This is a genomic window from Streptomyces sp. NPDC059740 (assembly GCF_042733155.1).
In the GTDB taxonomy this organism is placed as follows: domain Bacteria; phylum Actinomycetota; class Actinomycetes; order Streptomycetales; family Streptomycetaceae; genus Streptomyces.
Window position 1 is genome coordinate 427,941 of sequence record NZ_JBHWGP010000001.1, and the last position, 22,010, is coordinate 449,950.

At 72.6% G+C, this 22,010-nt stretch carries 18 protein-coding genes and 1 riboswitch; of the genes, 8 read left to right on the top strand and 10 right to left on the bottom strand.

What is annotated here, in order from left to right; translation table 11 throughout:
* Positions 1–10: 10 nt before the first annotated feature.
* The 3 genes from thiC to ACFV3R_RS01545 all read right to left on the bottom strand — a co-directional run bounded on the left by thiC (position 11) and on the right by ACFV3R_RS01545 (position 3,046).
* On the bottom strand, positions 11–1,834 hold the full coding sequence (gene thiC, locus ACFV3R_RS01535) for a phosphomethylpyrimidine synthase ThiC (RefSeq protein ID WP_385573408.1): 1,824 nt from the start codon (positions 1,832–1,834) through the stop codon (positions 11–13).
* Positions 1,830–1,994, bottom strand: a riboswitch (TPP riboswitch). It overlaps the preceding gene by 5 nt.
* Before the next feature lie 187 nt (positions 1,995–2,181).
* Positions 2,182–2,397, bottom strand: coding sequence for a DUF5326 family protein (locus tag ACFV3R_RS01540; RefSeq protein ID WP_385574235.1), 216 nt, complete (start codon positions 2,395–2,397; stop codon positions 2,182–2,184).
* Between the two features lie 331 nt (positions 2,398–2,728).
* A complete protein-coding gene (locus ACFV3R_RS01545) occupies positions 2,729–3,046 on the bottom strand; it encodes a cupin domain-containing protein (RefSeq protein ID WP_385573410.1) in 318 nt (105 codons plus the stop codon).
* Positions 3,047–3,187: 141 nt separating this feature from the next.
* Between ACFV3R_RS01545 and ACFV3R_RS01550 the strand changes: the two genes are divergently transcribed.
* The 3 genes from ACFV3R_RS01550 (at position 3,188) to ACFV3R_RS01560 (ending at position 5,441) form a co-directional block, all read left to right on the top strand.
* The gene (locus ACFV3R_RS01550) at positions 3,188–3,565 is read left to right on the top strand and encodes a phage holin family protein (protein WP_385573412.1); all 378 of its coding nucleotides are present in this window, start codon (positions 3,188–3,190) and stop codon (positions 3,563–3,565) included.
* A gap of 42 nt (positions 3,566–3,607) precedes the next feature.
* Entirely contained in the window at positions 3,608–4,738 is a 1,131-nt protein-coding gene (locus ACFV3R_RS01555; protein WP_385573415.1) for a cystathionine gamma-lyase, read from the top strand.
* A 223-nt stretch (positions 4,739–4,961) separates the two neighbouring features.
* Positions 4,962–5,441 carry an NUDIX domain-containing protein gene (locus ACFV3R_RS01560; RefSeq protein ID WP_385573417.1) on the top strand — a complete coding sequence of 160 codons (480 nt, stop codon included), beginning with the start codon at positions 4,962–4,964 and terminating at the stop codon, positions 5,439–5,441.
* Positions 5,442–5,672: 231 nt separating this feature from the next.
* Here ACFV3R_RS01560 and ACFV3R_RS01565 read toward each other — a convergent pair whose 3' ends face one another.
* Together ACFV3R_RS01565 and ACFV3R_RS01570 are read right to left on the bottom strand one after the other, a co-directional pair.
* On the bottom strand, positions 5,673–8,096 hold the full coding sequence (locus ACFV3R_RS01565; RefSeq protein ID WP_385573419.1) for a pyridoxamine 5'-phosphate oxidase family protein: 2,424 nt from the start codon (positions 8,094–8,096) through the stop codon (positions 5,673–5,675).
* A gap of 94 nt (positions 8,097–8,190) precedes the next feature.
* Positions 8,191–10,416 (bottom strand): globin domain-containing protein, encoded by a 2,226-nt coding sequence (locus ACFV3R_RS01570; RefSeq protein WP_385573422.1) that lies wholly within the window; start codon positions 10,414–10,416, stop codon positions 8,191–8,193.
* 757 nt (positions 10,417–11,173) lie between these two features.
* Between ACFV3R_RS01570 and ACFV3R_RS01575 the strand changes: the two genes are divergently transcribed.
* Complete coding sequence (locus tag ACFV3R_RS01575; protein ID WP_385573426.1) at positions 11,174–11,626, top strand: GNAT family N-acetyltransferase; 453 nt, start codon at positions 11,174–11,176, stop codon at positions 11,624–11,626.
* Between the two features lie 418 nt (positions 11,627–12,044).
* Here the strand turns inward: ACFV3R_RS01575 and ACFV3R_RS01580 are convergent, their stop codons facing one another.
* Entirely contained in the window at positions 12,045–13,079 is a 1,035-nt protein-coding gene (locus ACFV3R_RS01580; protein ID WP_385573429.1) for a TetR/AcrR family transcriptional regulator, read from the bottom strand.
* Positions 13,080–13,663: 584 nt separating this feature from the next.
* Positions 13,664–14,791: a pyridoxal-phosphate-dependent aminotransferase family protein gene (locus ACFV3R_RS01585; RefSeq protein ID WP_385573431.1), complete on the bottom strand. Its 1,128-nt coding sequence runs from the start codon at positions 14,789–14,791 to the stop codon at positions 13,664–13,666.
* 401 nt (positions 14,792–15,192) lie between these two features.
* On the opposite strand from ACFV3R_RS01585, the gene ACFV3R_RS01590 reads away from it, so the two are divergent.
* Complete coding sequence (locus ACFV3R_RS01590) at positions 15,193–15,639, top strand: Lrp/AsnC family transcriptional regulator (protein ID WP_385573433.1); 447 nt, start codon at positions 15,193–15,195, stop codon at positions 15,637–15,639.
* Between the two features lie 32 nt (positions 15,640–15,671).
* Here ACFV3R_RS01590 and ACFV3R_RS01595 read toward each other — a convergent pair whose 3' ends face one another.
* Complete coding sequence (locus tag ACFV3R_RS01595) at positions 15,672–16,004, bottom strand: cupin domain-containing protein (protein WP_385573435.1); 333 nt, start codon at positions 16,002–16,004, stop codon at positions 15,672–15,674.
* A 70-nt stretch (positions 16,005–16,074) separates the two neighbouring features.
* On the opposite strand from ACFV3R_RS01595, the gene ACFV3R_RS01600 reads away from it, so the two are divergent.
* Complete coding sequence (locus ACFV3R_RS01600; RefSeq protein WP_385573437.1) at positions 16,075–17,061, top strand: helix-turn-helix domain-containing protein; 987 nt, start codon at positions 16,075–16,077, stop codon at positions 17,059–17,061.
* A 71-nt stretch (positions 17,062–17,132) separates the two neighbouring features.
* On the opposite strand, the gene map is transcribed toward ACFV3R_RS01600, so the two are convergent.
* Complete coding sequence (gene map, locus ACFV3R_RS01605) at positions 17,133–17,900, bottom strand: type I methionyl aminopeptidase (RefSeq protein WP_385573440.1); 768 nt, start codon at positions 17,898–17,900, stop codon at positions 17,133–17,135.
* Positions 17,901–17,995: 95 nt separating this feature from the next.
* Here map and ACFV3R_RS01610 point away from each other — a divergent pair, with 95 nt between their 5' ends.
* On the top strand, positions 17,996–18,277 hold the full coding sequence (locus tag ACFV3R_RS01610) for a helix-turn-helix domain-containing protein (RefSeq protein WP_385573442.1): 282 nt from the start codon (positions 17,996–17,998) through the stop codon (positions 18,275–18,277).
* Between the two features lie 391 nt (positions 18,278–18,668).
* On the opposite strand, the gene dnaB is transcribed toward ACFV3R_RS01610, so the two are convergent.
* A complete protein-coding gene (gene dnaB / locus ACFV3R_RS01615) occupies positions 18,669–20,132 on the bottom strand; it encodes a replicative DNA helicase (RefSeq protein WP_385573445.1) in 1,464 nt (487 codons plus the stop codon).
* A gap of 462 nt (positions 20,133–20,594) precedes the next feature.
* Between dnaB and ACFV3R_RS01620 the strand changes: the two genes are divergently transcribed.
* On the top strand, positions 20,595–21,932 hold the full coding sequence (locus ACFV3R_RS01620; protein WP_385573447.1) for an MATE family efflux transporter: 1,338 nt from the start codon (positions 20,595–20,597) through the stop codon (positions 21,930–21,932).
* The last annotated feature ends 78 nt before the right edge of the window (positions 21,933–22,010 follow it).

A 22,010-nucleotide genomic window follows, 5' to 3' on the forward strand; every position in this document is an offset into this window, starting at 1 on the left:
GCGCGGGTCCTCACTCCGCCAGCGGCAGGTAGACCCGGTTCCCCGCCGCGGCGAACTCCGCGGACTTCTTGAGCATGCCCTCGGCGATCTCCGCCTCGGAAGCCGCCGGCTCGTCACCGCCGAACTGCTCGGTGATACTCCTGCTGATCTTCATCGAGCAGAACTTCGGACCGCACATGGAGCAGAAGTGCGCCGTCTTGGCCGGTTCCGCGGGCAACGTCTCGTCGTGGAAGGAGCGGGCGGTGTCCGGGTCGAGCGCCAGGTTGAACTGGTCCTCCCACCGGAACTCGAAACGGGCGTCGGACAGGGCGTCGTCCCACTCCTGCGCCCCGGGGTGGCCCTTGGCGAGGTCGGCCGCGTGGGCGGCGATCTTGTACGTGATCACGCCGGTCTTCACGTCGTCCCGGTCGGGCAGGCCCAGGTGTTCCTTGGGCGTGACGTAGCAGAGCATCGCGGTGCCCCACCAGGCGATCATCGCCGCGCCGATCCCGGAGGTGATGTGGTCGTACGCCGGCGCGATGTCGGTGGTGAGCGGGCCGAGCGTGTAGAACGGGGCCTCCTCGCAGATCTCCTGCTGGAGGTCGATGTTCTCCTTGATCTTGTGCATGGGGACGTGGCCGGGGCCCTCGATCATCGTCTGCACACCGTGCCGCTTGGCGATCGTGTTGAGCTCGCCCAGGGTGCGCAACTCCGCGAACTGCGCCTCGTCGTTGGCGTCCGCGATCGAACCCGGGCGCAGGCCGTCGCCGAGCGAGTACGTCACGTCGTAGGAGGCGAGGATCTCGCACAACTCCTCGAAGTGCTCGTAGAGGAAGGACTCCTTGTGGTGGGCCAGGCACCAGGCCGCCATGATCGAACCGCCGCGGGAGACGATGCCGGTCTTGCGGCGCGCGGTCAGCGGCACGTACCGCAGCAGCACCCCGGCGTGGACCGTCATGTAGTCCACACCCTGCTCGGCCTGTTCGATGACGGTGTCCTTGTACACCTCCCAACTCAGCTCCTCCGCCCGGCCGTCGACCTTCTCCAGCGCCTGGTAGAGCGGCACCGTGCCGATGGGGACGGGCGAGTTGCGCAGCACCCACTCGCGGGTGGTGTGGATGTTGCGGCCGGTGGAGAGGTCCATGACCGTGTCGGCGCCCCAGCGGGTGGCCCAGGTCATCTTCTCCACCTCCTCCTCGATGGACGAGGTGACGGCGGAGTTGCCGATGTTGGCGTTGACCTTCACCAGGAAGTTCTTGCCGATGATCATCGGCTCGATCTCCGGGTGGTTGACGTTGGCGGGCAGGACCGCCCGGCCGGCGGCGATCTCCTCCCGGACGAACTCCGGCGAGACGTTCTCGCGCACCGCGACGTACTCCATCTCCGCGGTGACCTCGCCCCGCCGGGCGTAGGCGAGTTGGGTCACCGCGCCCTCGCGTCCGCGCCGCGGCAGGCGGGGGCGGCCGGGGAAGACCGCGTCGAGGTTGCGCAACCCGCCGCGGGGGCTGGTGTGCCGCAGGCCGTCGTCCTCCGGCCGCGGCGGGCGCCCGGTGTACTCCTCGGTGTCACCGCGCGCGGTGATCCAGTTCTCCCGCAGCGGTGCCAGACCGCGGCGGACGTCGGTGTCGACCTCGGGGTCGGTGTACGGACCCGAGGTGTCGTACAGCGTCACGTCCCGTCCGTCGGTGAGGTGGACCCGGCGGACCGGGACCCGGATGTCGGGGCGCGAGCCGCTGAGGTAGCCCTTGTGCGAGCCGAGCGGCTGCGCGGCGGCGCCCCGGTCGGCTCCGGCCGCGTCCTCCGGGCGAGCGCCCTGCGGACCGTTTTCGGGCGTACGTGCATTCTTGAGAGTCATGAGAAGACCCACTCCCTACGCCGGCATTACCCGGTAACAGGTTCAGCGGTCGACGCAGCCGTCTCCCGGAGCCGGCCCGGTGCGCGTGCACACGCCCATGGCCCTCCGCGGAGGTCAGCGCCCTCTCAGCCCGGTGCTCCGAGCTCCCGCGATGGCAAATCGCCCCCACCGTAGCGGTCCGCCCCCGCACGTGAACAGGGGGCCCGGGAGCGGCCGGGGGGCGGGCGGGCAGACGGACGCCCCGTGACCGCCTGGGGCGGCACGGGGCGTGGAGGCCGGTGCGGAGCGGGTGCGCGGCGGTGCCGCCGGCGGGGCCGGGCCCTCGGGCCGGGGCAGCCGCGGAGGCCTCACCAGTCCTTGCGCGAGGCGGAACCGGAACCCTTCGCCCGCCTGACGAGGTAGAGCACCCCGGCGATGAGGGCGGCGGCCACCAGCACCTTGAACAGCAGGCCCACCAGGAACCCGATCAGCGTGCCGATCAGCCCGCCGAAGACCACGATCACGATGACGGGTACGGCGATCCACTTCACCCACCACGGAACTCCAGCGAAGACGTCCTTCACAGCCACCGCTCTGCCCTGCCTTCCGGGCCGCACGTCCCCGCACGGCGCCTCTCCCACGACGGATGTCGCCTCGTACCCCCGATGCTAGGACGCGGCGGGAGCCTGCGGGGCCCCCGTCGCCCCGGGCCCTTCCCTGAACCGACCCCTACGGGATGCGGAACCCCGTCCCCCGGAGCGCTCCCGCCCAGGGCCCCGCCGCGGGCCCCGCACGCCTGCCCGCCGTACACCGCGGACGCCTGGGACACGCAGGTCAGGGAGCGTCCGCGAGGGGCCGCCAGGGCCCGGTCGTACCCTCCCCGGGGGCCCGGGGGACGGGGCGGGACGAGGAGGGTCACGCCTCGGGCGGCGAGAAGACCACCATGACGCGGAGGTCCTCGGTGACGTGGTGGAACCGGTGCGGGGCGCCCGCCGGGACGTAGACCACGCTGCCCCGCGCCACCTGCGTCGTCTCCGCGCCCACGGTCAGCGAGGCCCGCCCGCTGACCACCAGGTACACCTCGTCCTGCCGGTGCGGCTGCTGCGGATCGAGTTGGCCGGCGTCCAGGGCGTAGAGCCCGACGGACATGTTCCGCTCCCGCAGGAACCGCAGGTACGCACCGTCGTGCGCCGCCCGCTCCGCCTCCAGCTCGTCGAGCCGAAATGCCTTCACGCCCCCAACTCCCTCATCGCTCTCCTCGTGGTCCCGCTGCGGCCACTGTCCCGGTCCCCACGGGCGGGCCGACGGCCTCGTCGGCGGTCGTGTGCCGCATCGCCGGGCACGCCCCGAGGGGTTTCTGCGACGATCCCACCCATGCGAAATCTTCTGGTCAAGACGGTCGCCAACGCGGCAGCACTCGCAGTAGCCGTCTGGTTGCTCGACTCCATCACGCTGACGGGGACCAACCTCGCCACCCGGGTGCTCACCCTGCTCGCCGTGGCCGTGCTGTTCGGGCTGGTCAACCTGCTGGTCAAGCCGGTGGTGAAGCTGTTCTCCCTCCCCCTGTTCCTGTTGACGCTGGGCCTGGTCGCCCTGGTGATCAACGCCCTGATGCTGCTCCTGACCTCGTGGCTGGCCGGCAAGCTGGATCTGGCCTTCCACGTGAGCGGGTTCTGGACGGCGGTGCTGGGAGGTGTGATCATCGCGGTGGTCTCCTGGGCGGTGCACGCCGCCCTGCCGGACGACGACTGACAGGTCTGCGGGTGCGCCCCAAAGCCACGTCGAGGAGGGCACATGACCGGTGACAGCACCCGCGCGGTACGGGCGGGGCTCCCTGAGCCGGGCGCCTACGAGCCCGCGCTCCCCGGGCCCGTGTTCGCTGCCCACTACCACCTCCCCGGTGAGGCGGTGGGTCCGTACACCTATGGCCGCGACGCCAACCCGACCTGGACACGGCTGGAACAGGCCGTCGGGGAGCTGGAGTCCCCGTCCGGCGGTGCCCACACCGTGGCGTTCGGCTCCGGCATGGCCGCCGTGACCGCCGTCCTCTTCTCCTGCCTGCGCCCCGGTGACGTGGTGGTACTGCCCAGCGACGGCTACCAGTTGCTGGCGACCGTGCGCCAACGCCTCACCGAGTTCGGGGTGGTGGTGCGCACCGCCCCCACCGCCGGCGACGCCCAGCTCGACGCGGTGGCGGGCGCCCGGCTGCTGTGGCTGGAGACGCCGTCCAACCCCGGCCTGGACGTGTGCGACGTGCGTCGGCTGGCCGCGGCGGCACACCGGGAGGGGGCGCTGGTGGCGGTGGACAACACGCTGGCGACCCCGCTCGGACAGCGTCCCCTGGAGCTGGGCGCCGACTTCGCGGTGGCCAGCGGCACGAAGGCGCTCACCGGCCACGGCGACGTGCTGCTCGGGTACGTCTGCACGCGGGACGCCGACCTGGCCGACCGGGTGCGGTCCTGGCGCAAGTTGAGCGGTGCCGTCCCCGGCCCCATGGAGAGCTGGCTGGCGCACCGCTCGCTGGCCACCCTGGCGCTCCGGGTGGACCAGCAGGCCCGTACCGCCCTGGCGCTGACCGGGATGCTGCGCGACCGCCCCGAGGTCACCTCGGTCCGCCACCCCGGCGCGCCGGGCGACCCCGCGCACGAGCCGGCCCGGCGGCAGATGCACGGCGACCGGTACGGCTGTGTGGTCTCTTTCACCCTGCCGGACCGGGCACACGCCGAACGCTTCCTGGCCGCCCTGACCCTGGTCGACGACGCCACCAGCTTCGGCGGGGTCCGCTCGACCGCCGAACGCCGGGGGCGGTGGGGCGGGGACGACGTGCCGGAGGGGTTCGTGCGCTTCTCGGTGGGCGTGGAGGACACCGACGACCTGGTGGCCGACGTCGCCCGCGCCCTGGACGAGGCGGCCCGGCGACCGTAGCGAAGGGCGCCCGGGAGCCGTTCCGTCCCGCGGAAGGGGCACCCGGGCGGCGTCTCCCCGTGGCGGGCGGCCCCTGCGCGTCCTCCCTCCCCGGCGGACGGGGCCCCGGCCGCCCGGCACGCCGAGTGACCGGCGCACGCAAGTCCGCCCGGCGGCCGGGCACTTCGCGCACACCACCGGAACCGGGGGTTTCGGCAGGGGGACGCCGCGGCATCTGTGGCGTATGACCGCACGTCCAGTCGTCAAGCGCACCGCCCGCGCCGTCCTTCTCGACGGGGAGGACCTCCTCCTCATCAAGCGCACCAAACCCGGACATCCGCCGTACTGGATCACCCCGGGAGGCGGCGTCGAGCCCTCGGACGCCACGGTCCTCGACGCCCTGCACCGCGAACTCGACGAGGAGTTGGGGGCGGAGGTCACCGACGTGCTGCCGGTGTTCGTCGACACCGTCGAGCACTTCGACGAGGAGGGCGAGGACGGGGTGAAGGTGCAGCACTTCTTCCTCTGCCGCCTGAAGTCGATGGACCTCGCCCGCCGGCACGGCCCGGAGGTCGAGGAGCCGTGCGGCGAGTACGAGATCGTCCGGGTCCCCTTCACCCGTGTCGGCATCGCCTCGGTGGAGGTCGTGCCGCTCTCGCTCCGCCACTTCCTGGACGGCAACATCGAGGGCGTACGGGCCATGCACGCCGTCGACTTCGGGTGAGGCAGGACTGCGCATGACCCACGCTTCCGCGTGAGGCACGACTGTCCTGCGTCACGGTTCCGCTGGGCCCGACTGCGCGTCAACCACGGCCTCGCCCGGACCGACCTCGGCACGGGGCGACTTCGCGTGCGCCCGTCCCGGCGAGGCGACTTCGGGGGCGGTGCCGGGCGGCGTACGCCGCCTCGCGGTGGGCGGCGGCACGCGGCCCCCGCCCACCGCCTGCGGAGCCGGTCAGTCGAACCAGGCGAAGGAGCGTTCAGCTTCCTGCGGGCGCCGCGACCGGCCGTCGTCCGCAGCCGGCTCCTCCCCCGCCTGTCCGCCGTTCCAGCCGTTGCCCGCGGTCCGGTCGGCGACCGCAGGGAGCCATGACCTCTCCGCTTCCACCTGCGGGCCCGGTAGCGCCGCGTCGTCGCCGGAGCCCGCAGCCGGCCAGGGACCGGCGTCCGACGCCGGCCAGGGGCCGGTCCCGGCCGCCACCCAGGCATCCGGCGCCGTCGTCACCGGAAGCGTCTCCTCCAGCGTGCCGGCGTCCAGGCCCGCCCGCTCCAGGGCCCGTCGGGCCTCGCGGCGGAAGCCCTCCGGGGTCTGCGGGGGCACGGCCGCCTCCGCCGGGTACTCCACCGGCCCGCCCGCCGTCACCGCGGCCTGGACGACCGATGCCTCCTCGGCCGCCTCCGCCGCGGCTCCGAAGAAGTCGCCGCCCTTGTGGCGCTTGTCGTCGGTTCCCCACTTGCGGTCGCTGCCGTCCTGCGGCGCCACCCGGACCATGCGGGGGATGTGCTTACGGCAGTGGATGAAGGCCTCCTCCACCTCCACCTCCACCCAGAGCTGCGGACGCCGCCCGGGGGCGGTCTCGAAGGGCAGGTCGGGGTGGCGTTCGCGCATCTCCTCGTCGAGGCTGATCCGGGCCTTTCCGTTGACGTGCAGCCCGATGCGGTCCCGGGTGAAGTCGATGAACATCATGCCCAGTTGCGGGTTCTCCGAGAGGTTGCCGACGGAGGCCAGGACGCCGTTGCCGCGGTACTCCGGGTAGGCCAGCGTGTGGGCGTCGAGGACCTGCACGAATCCCGGCGGACCGGCCCGGAAGGTGGAGTCGCACTCGCCCTTGCGGTCGGCGGTCGCCAGGAAGAACATCTCCTGGCGGGCCACGAACTCCTGCATCTGCTCGTTGAGCCGGTCCAGCATCTGCTCGTTGTAGAAACGATCCGCCCGTTCCGTCGTGCCCATCCACCGCTGCACGAGGTGCTCGCCGTCACTGCCCGGCCGCTCGGGCATGACCTCCGTGTGACCGCCCTCCACGACGCCCGGTACGGACATGTACGAGGCACCCGGCGCGTAGGTCCGCGAGCCGGACGAGAGGTGGGCGGGAGGCGTCCAGGTGAGGCCGGCCGTCCCCCTCGGCAGGATGGCCGACGACCGGGGGACCGCCACCGGACGGATCGTGGGCGGGAGATACGGCTCGGGCACCGCGGCGGCGACGGCCGGAACCAGCTGCTCCGGTTCGGGGCCGGCAAGGACCTGCCCCTGGGCTCCGGAGGTGGCAGAAACCTGCTGTGGGCGCGCGGCGGCAGGGGGAGCCGGCTGCTGGGACACGGCGGACGCGTCGGAAGCCGGCTGCTGGGGCACGGAGGCGTCATGGGCCGGCTGCTGAGGCACGGGCGCGGCCGCGGACGGCCGTTGGGGCGCAGGCTCCTCAGGTGCGTCGGTCGCACCGGACGCACCGGCGGCACCGGCGGCCCCGGTCGCGGTGGTGGACGTGCCGAAGGCGACGGCGGACGCGTCGGACGCCGGGGGCGCGACGGCGGACGCACCGGATGCCGGAGGCGCGGAGTTGAGCGCGGACCCGGTGGTCGGGTAGGCGGAGCCGCCGGGCTCCGAGGAGGCGGACGGGGCCGCTCCCGCGGTGGCGGAGACGGTCCGGGATCGCGCCGCCGGGTCCTGCTGGGGCAGCGGGCCGGCGGGTCCGTCGCGGCGGGTGGCCTCCTCGGGCCCCGTTGCCGCCTCAGGGCCGGTGGTGTGAGCCCCACCCACGGCACCGCCGCCGAAGGCGCGTGCGTCGCTCAGCGGGACGACCGTTGCGGGAGCCGTCTCCCGGCCCGTCGGGGAGTTCTGCCCGGTGGCGGACGACGAGGCTGCGGACGTCTCCCCGCCGGTACCGGCGGGCGACTCTCCCCCGGGGCCGGCAGGCGGGGCCGACGCCGTGGCGGAGGCGGCCCGTTGCTCCGTCTCGGCTGCGGCCCGGGCGGCCAGTCGCGCGCGGCGCCGGGCGGAGATGGCCGGCTCCGGGGCGGGCACGCGCAACGGCAGGCCCGCGGCCGTCATGGGCTTCTCCTCGCCCTCCGCGCCGGCCGCGGCTCCGGTGGACGCGGCCTCGGGGGCTTCGGCCTCGCGCGAACCGGTCGGTTGTGCCTCGGGAAGGGGGCGTTGCGCTGCCTGCGGCGCGGCGTGCCGCGGTGCCGTGGCGGGCGGTTGCGGGCGGTCAGCGCCGGGGGCGGCGTCCCGTACCTCCGCAGTGCCGGACGCACCGGGAACCTGCGGCGTCAACGGCTCAGCCGGGGCGCCGGCGTGCCGGGCCGGACCTGCGGCGGCCTCGGACCGGTCGCCGGCCTCCTCCCGGGGGCCCTGCTCCCGCTCTTGGCCGTATCGATCGTGCACTGCTCCTCCGTCGTGTGTTCCCGGTGCCACCACTCATCCGTTGCCGGCGCCCAGCGGCGTCGGCTGCCGTCACGGGTCGCCCCGAACCGCCGTCTCACAGGTCCGCGGTGGGCGGAGCGCCGGCGGCGATCAGCTCGTCCAGGGAGTCGTGCCGTATGCGTGCGGTCGGGATGCCTGCCCCGACCAGGGCCTCCACACCGCTGCGGATCATTCCGGGCGGTCCGGAGAGGTAGCCGTCGTATCCGCTCCACGGCCCGTACCGTCTGACCGCCTCCGGGAGCTGGCCGACCACGCTGTCCAGCACATCGGCGACGGGTGTCTGCAGGACGACCGGCCGTACCTGGAGCCACGGGTGGGTCTGGGCCAGGCGCAGCATGGTGTCGATGTCGTACAGGTCGTGGTCGCTGCGCGCGCCGTAGAAGACGTCGACGGGTCTGCGTCTGCCGTGTTCGGCGACGTCCTCGACCAGCGCCTTGATGGGCGCGATGCCGGTGCCGCCCCCGAGGCACAACAGACCGTTGTCCCTGGTGTGGTCGACCGTCATCGTGCCTGCGGGCGCGCCCAGGCGCACCACGTCACCGGCGCGCGCCCGGTGCACCAGCGCGTTGGAGACCCAGCCCGCCGGAATCGCCTTGACGTGGAAGGAGAGCAGGCCGTCCGAGCGGGGGGCTGCGGCGAAGGAGTAGTGGCGCCAGACCTTCGGCCACCACGGCGTCTCCAGGCTCGTGTACTGCCCGGCCTGGAAGGGGTACGGCTGGTCGGGGCGGACGGTGACCACCGCGATGTCGGGGGTGCGCAGCTCGTGCGAGACGACCTCGGCCTCCCAGTAGGCCGGTGCGAAGGCCTCGTCCTCGGCCGCCGCGTCGATCATGGTCTGGGATATCTCGGTGTAGGCCCGCACCCATGCCGCTTCCGCCTCCTCGCCCCAGGTGTGCGGGGCGTACCGCGACAGTGCGGCCAGCAGGCACTCGCCGACGGCCGGGTAGTGCTCGGGCAGCGTGCCGTACTTGCGGTGGCCGCGCCCGAGATGGGTGAGGTACTCGTTGAGCCGGTCGGTGTCGTCGACCTTGCGCGCGGCGGTCAGCAGGGCGCTGAAGAGCCGGTCCCGCTGGGTGTCCATCGACGCCGGGAACAGGTCGCGCAGGTGCGGGTGGCGGACGAAGAGCAGGGCGTAGAAGTAGGCCGTCAGCTTGTCGGCGATCGGCTCGACTTCCTCCAGCGTGCGCCGGATCAGTATCGCGTCGGGGGAGCCCTCGTCGGTCGGACCCGCCACCGAGGAGGATTCCGCCGCCGGACCGGTCGCGGGGAGCGGGTGGGTGGGCTCCGGTGGCGCCGCCGGGCGGTCGGCGGCCGGCGCTTCGGCGCGCCGGGGAGCGCCGGGTGCGTCGGCTGCCGGACGTCGGTGGGGCGGGACGAAGACGTCGGAGGACGCCCGTGCGAGGTGGGCCTCCTCCGCGCTCCGGGACGCCGCGCCGCTGTCCTGTCGACCTGGTTGGCCGTCGGCACCCGGCCCGGGCACCGGACGGTCCCCCTCGGCGGCGCGCCGGGGCTCCGCGGGGGCGCTGAACCAGGACGAGACGGGGGCGGCGGCCTCTTGGGTGGACCGCTCCCGCGGCGCGTGGCCCACCTCGGAGGAGTCCGGGTGCCGCGGGGCCGACGGCATGGAGCCGTAGGCGGGCCCGGCCGAGTGGTGTGCGGGTCCGGCCGCGTGGTGTGCGGGTCCGGCCGGCTCCTCGGCCGGTGCTCCGGGCCGCTGCGCGGCCGGTTCGAAAACGCTCGTGGCGGGGGCCGGTGGCGTCCACGGCCCTCGCGTCGGCGTCGGCGTCGGCGCAGGCTCGCGCGTCGGTGCCTGGACCTCGTCCTCGGCGGGGTGCGGTGCGGCGGGGTGGCGGGCGGCCGCGGAGCTGTGGGAGGCGGTCGGGTGCGGTGGCTCCGGGCGGTACCAGCCTGCTCCTTCGCCGGTCACCGGCTCCTGCCCGCGGAGCGGCGAGGACGTGCGGTGGCCGCGGTGGTCGGGCTCCGGCTCGCGGGAGACGCCGTGACGCTCCTGCTCCGGCTGGGGCCCCTGGTCCCCCCTGGCACGGCCCTCCGCGGCGGAACCTGCGGCGGCCGCCCCTGCGGCACCCCGTTCGGCAGCGGTCCCCACCGGGCGTATCGGGCTCACCGGGCGTTCCGGGCCGGCAGCCGCGGCCTCGTCGGGACGGGCCGGGTCCGCGTCCTGCTCCTCACGCGACTTCTTCGCGCGAGTGAACCAACCCCAATCGCCACTGTCGCCGCCGGACGAGCCGTTTCCGGCTGCCGTGGTGGTCGGAGCGTCCATGGTCTGCCTCGCCTCGAACGTCTTTCACTCGTTTTCGCAGTTTCCTCACAATAAGGAACCTGCCCGAAATCCCCCGCACCGCTCCGGAATTGTTATTCGTCTCCTACCAACCGGCAACGCTCTCCAAAGCGGACAAGCTCCATCCTCGGTACGTACGGGACGCTTCCGTCACCGTCTGACGGCGAACGGGCGCCTACCCGCGGGGCGCTCCGGTCCGCACAGCCTGCCATCGTCACCCGGAACGGGCCCCATCTCTCTCCGGAACCCGCGCGACGACGCCGTGCGCACGCTAAGCTGGCAGGCTCTGCGCGTCCGCTCGGGTTCACAGCGCCCCGCAACCGGGCGGAGATACATGTTCCACGAACCGTGCCAGACGATACCGGCACCGGGGGAAACCACAACACCCGGCTTCTACGCCCCGGTCCGGTCCCTACGCCCGGTGATCCTCCCCACAGCCGGAATGCATCGCCCCGCACGGAATGCAACGCCCTTTCACTGAAAATAATGCCCCGTCAGATCACCGGTCCGGCCCGCTATGACCTCTCTCCGCTACCGTTCGGTCTCGCTACGCCACCTCCGGAGCCTTTGTGCTCCCCCACCCGAGCACCGGACCGAGGCTGCACAGCACCTGACGAGCGCCCTGCGAGCCGCCGTTGCGAGGTGGCTCCGAGCGCTGCGCACGAGAATGCCGTACCCGCGGTAAGGAAGACCCGGGGGACCCGCGTTCCCCGTCCGGGCGCGGTTTACGCTTCCCCCCATGAGCCCTGTCGAGATCCGCCGTGCGACTGCCGACGACATCCCCGCGATCGTCGCCATGCTGGCTGACGACCCCCTGGGCGCCGCCCGGGAGACCCCGGACGACCTGCGGCCCTACCACGAGGCGTTCGAGCGGATCGCCGCCGACCCGAACCAGCACCTGGTCGTCGCCGTGCGGGAGGGGCAGCCCATCGGCACCCTCCACCTCAGCGTGATCCCCGGCCTGTCCCGGCGGGGCACGGTCCGCTCCATCATCGAGGCCGTACGCATCCACAGCGATGTCCGCAGCGAAGGCCTGGGTACCCGGCTGATCACCTGGGCCGTCGAGGAGTCCCGCACGCTCGGCTGCCAGTTGGTGCAGCTCACCTCGGACGTCACCCGGGTCGACGCCCACCGCTTCTACGAGCGCCTCGGCTTCGAGGCTTCCCACCTGGGCTTCAAACTCAGCCTCTGACCTCACTGCCGCAACGCACCGGGGCTTGTGAGCCGGGCTCGGTCGGTCCGGAGCGGCTTGTGTGCCGCGTTCCGTCAGTCTGGTCGGTCAGGGTGCGGCCTTCCGCCGGTCGGGGGCGGTCACGGTGCAGCTTCCGCCGGTTCAGCCTTCTCCCAGTCCGGTCCCGGGGGCGCTCCGTGCAACTCTCCGGCCCCCCGTGCCAGGTGCCGGCCCCGGCCACCTCGTGCGGTCCCAGGTGGTGCGGTCCCAGGCGCAGTCAGGTGGCTCCTCAGACCGGCGGGCCTCAGTCCGGCGGGCCTCAATCTGGCGGGTCTCAGTCCGGTGGGCCTCAGTCCGGTGGGCCTCAGTCCGGTGGGCCTCAGTCCGGTGGGCCTCAGTCCGGTGGGCCTCAGTCCGGCGGGTCTCAGTCCGGTGGGTCTCAGTCCGGCGGGTCAGCGGCTTCCTCCGAGAGGTGGCGCTCCAGTTCGCGGAACGACTCCGCCACCCGCCGCGCCCCGTCGTGTTCCTCCGCGTACCGCTCTCGCCCCCGCGCCTTGCTCGCACCGCGCTCTCCCGACGGCTCTGCCGCGCCTGCCGCGCGTCGGCGTGTTCGGTAAGCCCTCTGCCGGCAGGCGGCTCCGCAGTAACGCGCCGGACGTCCCGTCCTCGCGGCGCCCACCGGTTCCCCGCAGCCCGCACAGGCTCTTTCGTCACGCTTCCGGGCTTTCCTGGGCAGTTTCGTCACGTGTCGCCCGGGACGCAGGGCATCGATCGCCAACAGCGTCGCTCTGCCGGGCACCCCTGAGGGTCCGCCTCCCGCCCGCTCCGCGGCGGTCCGTGCTGAGCGCCGGGCCGCCGCACGCTCCATGGCCAGGCAGCCGGCGACCAGCGTCCACACGTCCTCGACGAGCACGTCGCCCCGGACCGCACCGGCCCGCCGAGCCCTCTCCAGGAGGACCTCCAACGCTCTGTCCAGCTCGCGTTCGGCTGCCGGCAACGCCCCCGCATCGGCACAGCCGACCTCCGCCAGGGCCTCGGACAACGCACCGTTCTGACTCGCCACCCGCACCATGGACGCGAGGAATCGGAAGAACACCAGGTCAGGACGGTCGACCTCGGCCAGGTCGCGCGCTGTGAGGGTGAACAGCCGGATGCGGTCCTCCACCGTCGCGCGGAACAGGGCCTCCTTGGACGGGAAGTGCCGGTAGACCGTGCCGGCTCCGACCCCCGCCCGTCGCGCGATCTCCCCGAGTGAGGTTCTCGAACCCCGCTCCTCGAACGCCTCCCTCGCCGCACGAAGCACCTGCGCACGGTTCCGCCGCGCGTCAGCACGCTCCGGCGATCCGGCACGACGTTCCGCCACCCGCGCCTCCTCCTGCCTCCGGACGGCACCGGCCGACCGACCAGCAACCGGGTCGTAGGTTCCGATTCTATCCAGCACCTCCCGACCACCGCGGTAACCGACCTCCCGCACCGGGCCGGGAAAGACGGAACCGGCCGGGGAGGGACCGGACGAGGAGGGCCTGAACGAGGAGGGCCTGGACGAGGAGAGACCGGACGAGGTGGGACCGGCCAGGGAGTGCCCGGACGAGGAGCGACCGACCGAGGAGGGAAGGAGCGGGGAAGAGCACACCCGATGTCAGGCAGGACAGGACACCGAACCGACGGGAAGAGCACGCCGAACCGGCGAGAGCAGCGCGCTCGACGTGAGGGCAGGGCAGGGCACAGCTGGGCGCCCGGACCGACGGAGGACGCGTCGGACGTGAGGGCAGGGCAGGGCACAGCTGGGCGACCGAACTGACGGAGGACTCCTCGGACGTGAGGTGGGGTGAGGCACCGAACCGGCGGATGCCCGGGCGGGGCGGGCTGGTTGTCCGAGTCGGGCGGCCGAGCGTCCGAAGGGCCCGTCACTCCGGAAGGTCGGAGTACCTCGTCAAAGGCCGCCGATGTTTCACGTGGAACGAGCGCCGGACCGTCCATGGGTCATGGTCCGGCGCGGTCAGGCTGCCCGCGGACACCTGAGGCGTCCGCGGGCGGTGTGGCTCGGTGACCGGTGGCTCAGCGTCCGGTGACCTCAGCCCAGGCGGTGTCCGCGAGGCGGGCGGCGGCCTCCAGGTCCACTGCGTGCCCCAGCGCCTGCATGCCGGCGCCCAGGGCCGCGAGGGATGCCCGGACCACGTCCTGGTCGGCGGCCTGACCGTAGTGGTTGACCCGGATCATCTCTCCGGCCAGGGCTCCTGCGGCGGCCTGGACGGGAACCGAAGCGTCTGCGGCCAGAGCGGCGGTGACCACCTGGCGGGCGTCCACTCCCGCAGGGGTGCGCACCGTCGTGGCGGCAGGGGCGGCGTCCTGGTCACGGATGACGTACGGCGTGAGGCCGCCCAGTTCCGGCACACCGGCTCGCGTCGCCGCAGCGGCGGCCCGGTGACGCTGGATCGTGCGGTCCAGGCCCTCTGCCTCGATCCGGTCGACGGCCTGCTCCAGGGAGAGCATCTCCCACTGGGCGGGGGCGTGGGGCAGCGCTGCTCGGCCCCGGTCCCACCAGCGCTCCTTCCAGTCCAGGAGCGAGAGGTAGGACCCTCGCGGGGCCTGCTCGTTGGCCGTGATGCGCTCCCAGGCGCGGTCGCTGACCGACACCGAGGAGACGCCCGCGGGCCCGGCGAGGGCCTTCTGTCCGCCGATGATGCACAGGTCGACCCCCCATTCGTCCGTCAGCAGCGGCTCGGCTCCCACCGATGCGACCGCGTCCAGCATCAGGAGAGCCCCGTGGTCACGCACGAGGGCACCGATCTGCGCCACCGGGTTGGTGTTGCCGGTGGCGGCCTCGGCATGCACCAGCGAGACGAAGTCGATCTCGGGGTTCTGCCGAAGCGCCTCAGCGACCTGCTCCGGGGCCACGGCTCCCGTGAAGGGGGCCTCGATCGTGACGACCCGCGCCCCACAGGAACGCAGCCAGCGCCCGAAGGTCTCGCCGTACGGCCCCGTGATGATGTTCAGCGCCACGGTCCCGGGGCCGGCCACCCCGCGGATGGCGGCCTCCAGGGGCAGCAGCGCCTCGCCCTGCATCGTCACCACGTTCGCGCGCGTCCGCATCAGGGACGCCACCTTGTCCTCGATGCGCGCGAAGTGCTCAGCGGTCAACGGCGGCAGGTCCAACAGGACGGGGGCATCAACGTTCGCAGTCACGACGGCCTTCCAGCGGGTGAGAGCCGCTCTCGCCACGGCTCCGGGTCACGCCCGACTGTACGTCCGGCGCTCTCCGGCGCCCCACACCGGCGGCAGGAGGCATCCTCACCGCCACCGCCTCAGCAGCCGCAACCCTCCGACCCGGCCGGGCCGGCACCGCTCCGAGGCCGGGTGGCCTGCGGGCTCGGTGCCGGCGCTCGGGCCGCACCCCGACGAGGCTCCGGGCCGGCGGGCACCGGCTGTGCTGGCGAGGCCGTCGAGTCGCTCTGGGCCGGGGGCTCGGAGGGCGTCGGTACGGGCTCGCTCATGCCCGGAACGCTGGTGGTGCCCCGGTGTCAGAAGGACCACGGTCGACCGGCAACTCCCTTGTCGGGTGGGGGTTTCACGGGTTGGCTGAGCCGATGACCGAGTACTCCCCGGACGCCGTCGACTGGCGCATCCTGGAAGCCCTGCAACGCGACGGGCGGATGAGCTACGCCGAACTCGCCCGCGCTGTCTCCCTGTCCGCGAGGGCCGTCGCCGAGCGGGTCCGGCGGCTGGAGGGGAGCGGGGTGATATCCGGCTACACCGCCCTGGTCGATCCCGAGCGTCTGGGCCGCCCCCTCCTGGCCTTCATCCGGCTCCGCTACCCCCACGGAAACGACAAGGCGTTCCACGAGCTGCTCGACGCGATGCCCGAGATCCTCGAAGCCCACCACACCACCGGTGACGACTGTTTCGTCATCAAGCTCACCGCCCGGTCCATGCGAGACCTGGAGGCCCTCACCGGCCGGCTCTCCACCCTCGGCCCCGTCACCACCAGCGTCGTCTACTCCTCCCCGCTGGCACGCCGCGCCTACACCTCCTGACGTCGGTGTCGACGGCTGACGTGCCCGTCCGCTCATCCCTGCGGATAGAACACGAACAAGGTGCAACCCGTCGTCGTCTGCGGAACGTGGGAGGAGCCCGCGGGGGCGTGCACGAAGGACCCGGCGGGGTGGTCGCGGTCCCCGTCGTTGAAGACGCCGGACACCACGTAGACCTCCTCGGGGCCCGGGGCGTGCACGTCCACCCCCTGCCAGCAGGCGTGCGGATCCATCTCCAGCACCTGGGCCTTCGCGCCGCCGTCCCCGCTCCACAACGGTCGCACCCGGATGCCGGGGAAGATCTCGCGTACGGGGGCGTCCTGTACCGTCGCCCACTCGCAGCCTGTGGTGTCCCATGTTCTCGTCATGCCGTCAGCCTGCCGTGCGGTCTGCCCCCGGCGGAGTGTCAGGAAAGACACGCTGCGGTACTTTCTCGCCATGCATCGTGTGCTGGCACTCGTGCGACCGCCCCAGTCGACCTTCGAACTCGGTTGCGCGGCCGAGGTGTTCGGCATCCCACGAGGTGGTCTCACCACCCGCTACACCTTCGCCGTGTGCACCGAAGAGCCCGGTCCGGTGGCCACGCTCGCGGGGTACACCCTGCACGTCACCGACGGACTGGCGGCACTCGACCACGCGGACACCGTCATCGTCCCCGGCTGGCTGCCCGTCGGCGAACCCCCGTCGCCGGCGGTCGTCCGGGCGCTGCGCGAGGCCCACTCCCGAGGCGTGCGCGTGGTCAGCATCTGCTCCGGTGCCTTCGCCCTGGCACACGCCGGGCTGCTGGACGGCCGGCGGGCGACCACCCACTGGGCCCGGACAGCGGAGCTGGCCGCGCGGTACCCAGCCGTCCGGGTCGACCCCGACGTGCTGTACGTGGACCACGGCGACGTCGCCACCAGCGCAGGCGCGGGCGCCGGTATCGACCTGTGTCTGCACCTGCTCCGCACCGACCACGGCGCCCGGTACGCCTCCCAGGTGGCACGCCACATGGTCATGCCACCCCACCGGGAGGGCGGGCAGCAGCAGTACGCGGCGCCGCCGCACCCGACCCAGATCGACGGCACGCTGGCCCCGCTGCTGGCATGGGCCACTGGCAGACTCGGTGAACCGCTGTCCCTCGACGACCTCGCGGCACAGGCGGGCCTCTCGGCACGCACACTCGCCCGCCGGTTCGCCGACCAGCTCGGCACCAGCCCCGGTCAGTGGCTGCTCGCCCGACGCATCGACGCGGCCCGGGAACTCCTGGAGTCCTCCGACCTGCCGCTGGACGGCGTCGCCCGGCACGTCGGCCTGTCCTCCGCCACCAATCTCCGCAGGCGCTTCCACAGCGCCCTCGGTACCACTCCCGGCGCCTACCGCCGGGCGTTCCGGGCGGGAGGCACCGCCTCCGGAACCGGCCGCTCCACCGGGAGGTCCGGCTGACCGACGGCCCGCACGTCCTCCGGCTGCGGCCGCCCCCGGGGCCCGTCGGCGCCGCTGCCCCCGACTACCGGTCAGAGGGCGGTGAGGACGCGGGGCCCCTGCTCGGTGACCGCGACGGTGTGCTCGATGTGCGCGGCTCGGCTGCCGTCGACGCTGTAGAGGGTCCAGCCGTCGGTGCCGGTGCGGTAGTCGTCGCGTCCGCCCGCCATGAGCATGGGTTCGATGGCGAGGACCAGGCCGTGCCGGAGGGGGAAGCCACGGCCGGGACGTCCCCGGTTGGCGACGTGGGGGTCCTCGTGCATACGCCGGCCGATGCCGTGGCCGCCGAAGTCGGCCGGCATGCCGCAACCTGCCGCCCGGGCGACGCTGCCGATGGCATGGGAGATGTCGCCGATGCGGTTTCCCACGGTGAGCGCGGCGATACCGGCGTCGAGAGCCCGCTGGGTGGCGCTGATCAGCTCCAGGTCGTCCGGTCGCGGGGTGCCGACGGTGAACGTGACGGCGGCGTCACCGGTCCAGCCGTCGAGTTCCGCGCCGCAGTCGATGCTGACCAGGTCGCCGTCACGCAGCCGGTAGCCGCTGGGGACGCCGTGGACGACGGCGTCGTTGACCGACGTGCAGATCACCGCAGGAAAAGGGGTGGGCGCGAAGGAGGGCCGGTAGCCGAGGAAGGGCGAACGGGCTCCGGCCTCGTCCAGCACCGCGCGGGCCGCCTCGTCCAGCTCCCGTAGCGACACACCGACCGCGGCGGCGTCCTGTACGGCAGCCAGCGCACGGGCCACGACCCGCCCGGCCTCCCGCATCGCCTCCAGCGCCGCGTCCGTCTTGATCTCCACCATGTTCCGCACTCCCTGCTCTCGCAGCCGTACCGGCACTGACACCAGCACCCGGCCCGACGCCACCCAATACTTATACCGGTATTAGTATCACGGGTATGGTGCGAACTCCCCTGAGCCCCTGGGAACGACAGCGCGGAGAGCTGTTCGGCACGCTGCTGCGGCAGGCCCGTGCCGACCGCAGCATGGTCGAGGTGGCCGCAGCGGCAGGCGTCTCGGCAGAGACCCTGCGCAAGATCGAGACCGGACGGGCCCCGACTCCGTCCTTCTTCACCGTGGCCGCCCTCGCCACCGCACTGGGGGTGTCACTGGACGAACTGGCCGCCGCCTGCGCCCAGGAAGCCGGACCGGAGGAGCAGCCACAGCCCCTCTCCGCCTGAACCGCACCGCGGAACCCGCGCGCCTCGGCCCCGGCGACCGGTGCGAAAGCGGGGGTCCGCAGGTCCGTCACCCGCCGGCGCTGTGGCCTGCGCTCCCGGCAGCCGCCACCCGGGGTCGTCGACACCCCTTGACCTGGCGTGCACTCCAAGCTGCTGGCGTCAGCCGCATGAGCGGCCGTGTGTTCCTGGGTACCCCATCGCTGGAAGCCGGCCTTCTCCAGCACACGGACGGAGGCCGGGTTCGACAGCTCCACGTCGGCGAAGACCGTGTGGACACCGGGGGCGTCGAGGAGAAGTCGGCGAGAGCCCGGGTGGCCTCGGAGGCATCGGCCCCCGCATGCGGCTCGAAGCGGTGATGACGCAGCCGGGTTCCAGGCCTCGCAGCCGCCCCTCAGGTGGAAGCCATGTCCACGAAGCGGGAGTAGTGGCCCTGGAAGGCGACGGTGATGGTCGCCGTCGGGCCGTTACGGTGCTTGGCCACGATGAGGTCGGCCTCGCCGGCCCGGGGGGACTCCTTCTCGTAGGCGTCCTCGCGGTGCAGCAGGATGACCATGTCGGCGTCCTGCTCGATGGAGCCGGACTCACGCAGGTCGCTGACCATGGGCTTCTTGTCGGTGCGCTGCTCCGGACCACGGTTGAGCTGGGACAGGGCGATCACCGGGATCTCCAGCTCCTTGGCGAGGAGCTTGAGGTTTCGCGACATGTCCGAGACCTCCTGCTGGCGGCTCTCGGGCCGCCGGGCGCCGCCGGACTGCATCAGCTGGAGGTAGTCGATGACCACCAGCTGCAACCCCTGCCGCTGTTTGAGGCGCCGGCACTTGGCCCGGATCTCCATCATCGACAGGTTGGGCGAGTCGTCGATGTAGAGGGGGGCCGAGGAGACGTCGGGCATGCGTCGCGCCAGCCGCGTCCAGTCCTCGTCGGTCATGCTGCCGGAGCGCATGTGGTGCAGGGCGACCCTGGCCTCGGCAGACAGCAGGCGCATGGCGATCTCGTTGCGCCCCATCTCCAGCGAGAAGATGACGCTGGGCATGTTGCTCTTGATGGAGCAGGCGCGGGCGAAGTCCAGGGCCAGCGTGGACTTACCCATCGCCGGTCGGGCCGCGATGACGATCATCTGGCCCGGGTGCAGGCCGTTGGTCAGCGAGTCGAGGTCGGTGAAGCCGGTCGGGACACCCGTCATCTGGCCCTGGCGCGAGCCGATCGCCTCGATCTCGTCGAGTGCGCCCTCCATGATGTCGCCCAGCGGCAGGTAGTCCTCGCTGGTCCGCTGCTCGGTGACGGCGTAGATCTCCGCCTGGGCGCTGTTGACGATCTCGTCGACGTCCCCGTCGGCGGCGTATCCCATCTGCGTGATCTTGGTGCCGGCCTCGACCAGCCGACGCAGCACCGCCCGCTCGTGGACGATCTCGGCGTAGTACTCCGCGTTGGCCGCCGTCGGCACCGACTGCACCAGGGTGTGCAGGTACGAGGCGCCGCCGACCCGGCCGATCTCGCCCCGCTTGGTCAGCTCGGCGGCCGTGGTGATCGGGTCCGCCGGCTCGCCCCGTGCGTAGAGGTCCAGGATCGCGGTGTAGATCAGCTCGTGCGCCGGACGGTAGAAGTCGTGGCCCTTGAGGACCTCGACGACATCGGCGATCGCGTCCTTGGAGAGCAGCATGCCGCCGAGCACGGACTGCTCGGCCTCCAGGTCCTGCGGCGGTACCCGCTCGAATCCACCGGACCACGGGCCGGAGCCGTCCTCCTGGTCCTCACGGCCACGTCCCCGGTCGCCGCGGCGGCCACGGGCGGCCGGCAGCCTGTCACTCGGTCCGCTCTCGGCCCAGGGATCGTCCAGCGGCTCCGGAATGCTCACGACAGCCACCTCCTCCCGTCCGCCACGCGAACCTCGTCCGTACCCTCCGGTCTCCAGGGGCACGATGCTGACTTCGGGTCGACGTCCTGCGTCGGCCTCGGCGCCTCGGGGACCGGGCCGGAAGGCCTGAACCGGGTCTGCTGCGCCGCTCTACGGTAGGCCCCCGGGCACCGTGCACCAATCTGGTTATCCACAGGGCGTGTGGATGATGGGCCCGTTCCTGTGGAGAACCCCGCCGAACCTGTGCACGCGCCGGGGGAAACAGGTGTGGACAAGCCCACACGCCCTCAGACGAACACCATCTGACCTGCCCGTTTGTCGTCCATAGGCTGTGGGGGAGAAAAACTTTCACCCCTGCGCGAAGATCCGTCCGTATGCCTCACCGGCACACTTCCGCACAGCGGACATGTAATGGCCCACAGACCATTGCGACTCTTACCTGTGGAAGATTAGATTGACGGTATGACGCAGGCTCCCGCCACGCCGCGACGGGCACTCCGCCGCCACGACCGCGAGATCGTCGCGCTCGCCCTTCCCGCCCTCGGCTCACTGATCGCGGAACCACTCTTCGTCATGGTGGACAGCGCCATGGTGGGGCACCTGGGTACCTCCCCGCTGGCCGGCCTCAGCGTGGCGTCCTCCCTGTTGACCACCGCGGTCTCCGTCTTCGTCTTCCTCGCCTACGCGACCACGGCAGCCGTCTCACGCCGGGTGGGTGCCGCGGACCTGCCCGCCGCCATCCGGCAGGGCATGGACGGCATCTGGCTCGCCGTCCTCCTGGGAGTGCTGGTCATCGCGGCCGTCCTCCCCACCGCCCCACTGATCGTGGGCCTCCTCGGCGCCTCTCCCACCGCCACCCCCTTCGCGGTCACCTACCTGCGGATCAGTGCACTCGGCATCCCCGCGATGCTCGTGGTCCTGGCCGCGACCGGGGTGCTGCGCGGTCTTCAGAACACCCGGACCCCCCTGTACGTGGCCATCGGCGGCTTCAGCGCCAACGCCGTCCTCAACCTCTGCCTGGTCTACGGGGCCGGGCTCGGGATCGCCGGCTCCGCCTGGGGAACGGTGATCGCCCAGTGCGCCATGGCCGCCGTGTATCTCAGCGTGGTCGTCCGCGGTGCCCGACGCCACGGTGCCTCACTCCGACCGGACGTCTCCGGCATCCGCGCCTGCGCACGGGCAGGCGTCCCGCTGCTGGTGCGCACGCTCTCCCTCCGTGCCGTTCTGGTGATCGCCACGTCCGTCGCAGCCCGACTCGGCGATGTTGACGTGGCCGCGCATCAGGTCGTCCTCACTCTGTGGTCCCTGTTGGCCTTCGCTCTCGACGCGATCGCCATCGCAGGTCAGGCCATCATCGGCCGCTACCTGGGGGCAGGGGACCCGGAGGGTGCACGGGCCGCCTGCCGCCGCATGGTCCAGTGGGGCCTGCTCGCAGGGGTCGTGCTCGGCCTGCTGGTCGTCCTCGCCCGTCCGCTCTTCATCCCGGTCTTCACCTCGGACCCGGCAGTGCGGAACGCCCTGTTCCTGGCACTGCTCGTGGTGGCCGTGGTCCAACCGGTGGCCGGGGTGGTCTTCATCCTCGACGGCGTCCTCATGGGCGCCGGCGACGGCCGGTACCTGGCCTGGGCCATGATCGTCACGCTCGCCGTCTTCGCGCCGGTGGCACTCGCCGTCCCCAGCCTGGGCGGCGGCCTGACAGCCCTGTGGGGCGCCATGGGCCTCATGATGGTGACCCGCATGGTGACCCTCTGGCTTCGCTCCCGATCCGGGCGATGGCTGGTCACAGGCGCCACTCGCTGAGCGCACGGATCTTCAGCAGGCGCTGACGAACGACCGAGGGGCCGCATCCCGCTGCGGGATGCGGCCCCTCGTCCACCG

What these genes read in the sequence shown, in the direction of transcription:
- thiC (WP_385573408.1), bottom strand. Translation starts at nt 1,834, where the DNA reads ATGACTCTCAAGAATGCACGTACGCCCGAAAACGGTCCGCAGGGCGCT.
- ACFV3R_RS01550 (WP_385573412.1), top strand. Translation starts at nt 3,188, where the DNA reads ATGCGAAATCTTCTGGTCAAGACGGTCGCCAACGCGGCAGCACTCGCA.
- ACFV3R_RS01555 (WP_385573415.1), top strand. Translation starts at nt 3,608, where the DNA reads ATGACCGGTGACAGCACCCGCGCGGTACGGGCGGGGCTCCCTGAGCCG.
- ACFV3R_RS01560 (WP_385573417.1), top strand. Translation starts at nt 4,962, where the DNA reads ATGACCGCACGTCCAGTCGTCAAGCGCACCGCCCGCGCCGTCCTTCTC.
- ACFV3R_RS01570 (WP_385573422.1), bottom strand. Translation starts at nt 10,416, where the DNA reads ATGGACGCTCCGACCACCACGGCAGCCGGAAACGGCTCGTCCGGCGGC.
- ACFV3R_RS01575 (WP_385573426.1), top strand. Translation starts at nt 11,174, where the DNA reads ATGAGCCCTGTCGAGATCCGCCGTGCGACTGCCGACGACATCCCCGCG.
- ACFV3R_RS01590 (WP_385573433.1), top strand. Translation starts at nt 15,193, where the DNA reads ATGACCGAGTACTCCCCGGACGCCGTCGACTGGCGCATCCTGGAAGCC.
- ACFV3R_RS01595 (WP_385573435.1), bottom strand. Translation starts at nt 16,004, where the DNA reads ATGACGAGAACATGGGACACCACAGGCTGCGAGTGGGCGACGGTACAG.
- ACFV3R_RS01600 (WP_385573437.1), top strand. Translation starts at nt 16,075, where the DNA reads ATGCATCGTGTGCTGGCACTCGTGCGACCGCCCCAGTCGACCTTCGAA.
- map (WP_385573440.1), bottom strand. Translation starts at nt 17,900, where the DNA reads ATGGTGGAGATCAAGACGGACGCGGCGCTGGAGGCGATGCGGGAGGCC.
- ACFV3R_RS01610 (WP_385573442.1), top strand. Translation starts at nt 17,996, where the DNA reads ATGGTGCGAACTCCCCTGAGCCCCTGGGAACGACAGCGCGGAGAGCTG.
- ACFV3R_RS01620 (WP_385573447.1), top strand. Translation starts at nt 20,595, where the DNA reads ATGACGCAGGCTCCCGCCACGCCGCGACGGGCACTCCGCCGCCACGAC.